Origin of the sequence: Variovorax sp. WDL1 (genome assembly GCF_001541225.1) — a bacterium.
Lineage (GTDB): Bacteria > Pseudomonadota > Gammaproteobacteria > Burkholderiales > Burkholderiaceae_C > Variovorax.
Window position 1 is genome coordinate 1 of record NZ_LMTS01000048.1, and the last position, 3,872, is coordinate 3,872.

Below are 3,872 nucleotides of genomic sequence, written 5' to 3' on the forward strand. Positions count from 1 at the left end.
GGGCGAACTCCCGGCCCCAGCCTCCAACCAACAGCAACGTCCGAAGTCAACCGCCCAGGGCCTCACCCAACCCTCATCCCCGGGATAGGAAGAGAGAGGGAGAGAGGGAGAAAAAGTCCGAAGCAGAGGCAGAATCCGCCCTTGTGCCCTCTTCAAGAGACAACAAGGAGAACCCATGGCCGATCTGTCCGCCTACCCCATCACCGGCAAGTGGCCCGCCGCCCACCCCGACCGCCTGCAGCTCTATTCGCTGCCCACGCCCAACGGCGTCAAGGTCTCGATCATGCTGGAGGAAACCGGCCTCCCCTACGAACCCCACCTGGTCAACTTCGAGACGCACGACCAGATGTCCCCGGAGTTCCTCTCGCTCAGCCCCAACAACAAGATCCCCGCCATCCTCGACCCCGATGGCCCCGGCGGCAAGCCGCTGGCCCTCTTCGAGTCTGGCGCCATCCTGATCTACCTGGCCGACAAGACCGGCCAGCTGCTGCCCGCCGACACCTCCGCGCGCTACGAAACCATCCAGTGGCTGATGTTCCAGATGGGCGGCATCGGCCCCATGTTCGGCCAGGTCGGCTTCTTCCACAAATTCGCCGGCAAGCACTACGACGACAAGCGCCCACGCGACCGCTACGTGGCGGAGGCCCGGCGGCTGCTCCATGTGCTGGAGACGCGGCTGGCGGGGCGCGACTGGGTCATGGGTGACGACTACACCATCGCCGACATCGCCATCTTCCCGTGGGTGCGCAACCTGGTCGGCTTCTACGACGCGGGCGAGCTGGTGGAATTCCACGCCTTCCCGCATGTGAAGCGCGCGCTCGAGGCCTTCGTGGCGCGGCCCGCGGTCGTGCGCGGCCTGGGCATTCCCAGCCGCGCAGCGACACCCTGAGCGTCCGCTACATCCGCCCCTTCCAAGGCACCAGCCGCCGTTCCAGCCACCGCATCAGCAGGTCGAACAGGTAGGCCACCACGCCGATCACGATGATCCCCATGATCACGATGTCGGTGCGCAGGAAGTTGGAGGCGTTGAGCACCATCTGCCCCAGGCCCATGTTGGCCGCCACCATCTCCGCCGCCACCAGCGTGGTCCAGCCGAAGCCGATCGCGATGCGCATGCCCACCAGGATGTCGGGCAGGGCCGAGGGCAGGATCACGTGGCGGATCACCTGCATGTAGCTGGCGCCCATCGAGTAGGCCGCGTTGATCTGCTCCTGCGACGCGCTGCGCATGCCCGAGCGCGCGGCCAGGGCCAGCGGTGCGAAGCAGGACAGGAAGATCAGCAGCACCTTGGGCAGCTCGTCGATGCCGAACCAGATGATGATCAGCGGCAGGTAGGCCAGCGGCGGCAGCGGCCGGTAGAACTCCAGCGGCGGGTCGAAGATGCCGCGCGCCACCCGGCTCATGCCCATGGCGATGCCGATCGGAATGGCCGTCACGCAAGCCAGCAGGAAGGCCGAGAACACGCGGAACATGCTCGCCAGGAAGTGCTGCCACAGCGGCTTGTCGTTGGCCTGGCCGGTCACGTACTCGTAGAACTGCTGCGCCACGGCCTGCGGCGAGGGCAGGAACAGCGGCTTGACCCAGCCCATGTTGGTCACGACGAACCACAGCGCCACCAGCGCGGCCACGGTGATCACGCTGATCCCGACGCTGGAGCCCGCGCCCGGCACCTTGAAGGCACTGGTCTTGAGCTTGGCGCCGCCCTTCGCCGCGGCGGCTCCAGCGGCCACAACGGCCGGCTGCGCGGGACTGTTGGCGGGTGGCGTCATGGCGACGGGCGAAGCAATGATGGCGTCAGGCATGGACGGCCTCCCTGTGGTGGATGATCGCCAGGACCTCCTCGCGCATGCGGATGAACTCGGGCTCCGACTTCACCTTGCGCGAGTCGCCGTGCGAGAGGTACTGGCGCGAGAACGGCACCTGGTCGTACACGTGCGAGATGCGGCCCGGGCTCGGGCTCATCACGATCAGCCGGGTGGCGAGGAACAGCGCCTCCTCCACCGAGTGGGTGATGAAGAACACCATCTTGTTCGACTTCGACCAGGCCTTCAGCAGGATCTCCTGCACCTGCTCGCGCGTGAAGGCGTCGAGCGCGCCCATGGGCTCGTCCATGAGCAGCACGGCCGGGTCGCTGGCCAGCGCGCGGGCGATGCCCACGCGCTGCTGCATCCCTCCGGAGAGCTCGTAGACCGCGCGGCCGGCGTACTGCTGCAGGCCGACCAGGGCCAGCTTGTCCTCGGCGATCCGGTCGCGCTCGGCCTTGCCGACGCCGGCCAGGCGCAGGCCCAGCGCGACGTTGTCGCGCACGTTGAGCCAGGGCATGAGCGCATGCTTCTGGAACACCACGCCGCGGTCGGCGCCGGGCCCGGCGACCGGCTTCCCGTCCAGCAGGATCTCGCCGGTGGAGGGCGGCAGGAAGCCGGCGATGCAGTTGAGCAGCGTGGTCTTGCCGCAGCCTGAGGCGCCGAGCGCGACCACGAAGTCGCCGTCGTGCATCTGCAGGTTGACCGGGGCCAGTGCCTGCAGCGTGCCGCCGGTGACGGCGTAGTTGACCGTGAGGTCGCGGATGTCGAGCGTGGGCATTGGTGCCTCCTTGCTACTTCGCAGCCGCCATCGCCTTCTCGACGTAGGCGGTGGTCACGAAGCCGCTGTAGTCGGGCTTGACCTCCTGCACCCGGCCCTGCTCCTTGAGGAACACGGCCGTGTTGGCCATCGCCTTGGCCGCGCCGCCGCCCAGCCAGGTGGGCGAGACCTGCTCGGCCAGCGTCGGGAAGCTGTAGAGCGCCATCGCCGCGCCCACGTCCTTGGGGTCGGCCTTGGTCCACTTGGCCATGGCCTTGGTCTGGGGGGAATCGGGCGTCCAGCTCTTGCCGGAGGCCTTGTACTCCTCGTTGGCGCGGTTGAGCGCCTTGACGAAGGCGACCATGAAGGGCTCGTTGGCGGCGGCCCACTTGGCGTTCACCACGATGCCCTCGAAGGTGGGCGCACCGCGCTTGCCGATGCTGCCGGAGGTGGCGATGGTCTTGCCGCTCCCGCGGATCCTGGACAGCACCGGGTCCCAGATGAAGGTGGCGTCGATGTCGCCGCGCTCCCAGGCGGCGGCGATCTCCGGCGGGCGCATGTTCATCACGTTGACCGTCTTCGGGTCCACGCCTTCCATCTTCATGCCGGCCATCAGCTGGTAGTGCGCGGTGGAGACGAAGGGTGTCGCAACCTTCTTGCCCTTCAGGTCCTTCATGCTCGCAATGCCGGAGGCGTTGCGAGCGACCAGGGCCTCGGCGTCGGCGATGTCGGCGGAGATCCAGAACAGCTTGATGTCCTGGCCCTGGCTCGCGGCGGCCGTCAGCGGGCTGGAGCCCGTCTCGCCCATCTGCACGTCGCCGGAGGCCATGGCGCGGATCACGTCGCCGCCGCCCGAGAACATGCGCCAGTTGATCTTGTAGCCGGTGGCCTTCTCGACCTCGCCCGACTCCATCACCAGGCGCAGCGGCACCAGCATGTCCTGGTGGGCGAAGGTCAGTTCCTTGGTCTGGGCCTGGGCGGCGACGCCGCCGAGGGCCAATGCGGCGGTCAAGGCCGCGCCTGAGAGGGTGAAGCGCCGGGGCATGTTCATTCGTTTCTCCTGGTGGTGAATCGAATGGGACTTTGCACCCATCGGCGCGCAGCCGGAAGTGCCAGCCGCGAAAAGGGCATGGAGCCAGGGGATGGGGACTTACCCTTGTTGTGGTGCGGGGTGCACGAGGGCGGTGCGGGGATTGACTCTCCGCTCCCCCGCTTGGGGAGGGTTGGGGTGGGGCATCTTTTCGCCTTCGAACGTTGCAGTTGGTTAAGTCCGGGGCCGGGAATTCGCCCCGGCGGGCGAGTCACTTTCT

4 protein-coding genes are annotated in these 3,872 nt (G+C 67.7%); 1 reads left to right on the forward strand and 3 read right to left on the reverse strand.

Features of this window, described 5'->3' with window-relative positions:
* Positions 1 to 175 precede the first annotated feature (175 nt).
* Positions 176 to 889 (forward strand): glutathione binding-like protein, encoded by a 714-nt coding sequence (locus APY03_RS07905; RefSeq protein ID WP_068675591.1) that lies wholly within the window; start codon positions 176 to 178, stop codon positions 887 to 889.
* Between the two features lie 7 nt (positions 890 to 896).
* Here APY03_RS07905 and APY03_RS07910 read toward each other — a convergent pair whose 3' ends face one another.
* Genes APY03_RS07910 through tauA form a run of 3 tightly spaced genes read right to left on the reverse strand, consistent with a single transcriptional unit; the run spans position 897 to position 3,613 of the window.
* The gene (locus tag APY03_RS07910; protein ID WP_068675593.1) at positions 897 to 1,802 is read right to left on the reverse strand and encodes an ABC transporter permease subunit; all 906 of its coding nucleotides are present in this window, start codon (positions 1,800 to 1,802) and stop codon (positions 897 to 899) included.
* Positions 1,795 to 2,583: a taurine ABC transporter ATP-binding protein gene (locus APY03_RS07915; RefSeq protein ID WP_068675595.1), complete on the reverse strand. Its 789-nt coding sequence runs from the start codon at positions 2,581 to 2,583 to the stop codon at positions 1,795 to 1,797. Before APY03_RS07915 ends, APY03_RS07910 begins: the two co-directional genes overlap by 8 nt.
* A gap of 13 nt (positions 2,584 to 2,596) precedes the next feature.
* Positions 2,597 to 3,613, reverse strand: a complete 1,017-nt coding sequence (gene tauA, locus APY03_RS07920) for a taurine ABC transporter substrate-binding protein (protein ID WP_068675597.1) — start codon at positions 3,611 to 3,613, stop codon at positions 2,597 to 2,599.
* Between the last annotated feature and the right edge of the window lie 259 nt (positions 3,614 to 3,872).

Coding starts and splice junctions, on each gene's coding strand:
- APY03_RS07905 (WP_068675591.1), top strand. CDS start 176: ATGGCCGATCTGTCCGCCTACCCCATCACCGGCAAGTGGCCCGCCGCC.
- APY03_RS07910 (WP_068675593.1), bottom strand. CDS start 1,802: ATGCCTGACGCCATCATTGCTTCGCCCGTCGCCATGACGCCACCCGCC.
- APY03_RS07915 (WP_068675595.1), bottom strand. CDS start 2,583: ATGCCCACGCTCGACATCCGCGACCTCACGGTCAACTACGCCGTCACC.
- tauA (WP_068675597.1), bottom strand. CDS start 3,613: ATGAACATGCCCCGGCGCTTCACCCTCTCAGGCGCGGCCTTGACCGCC.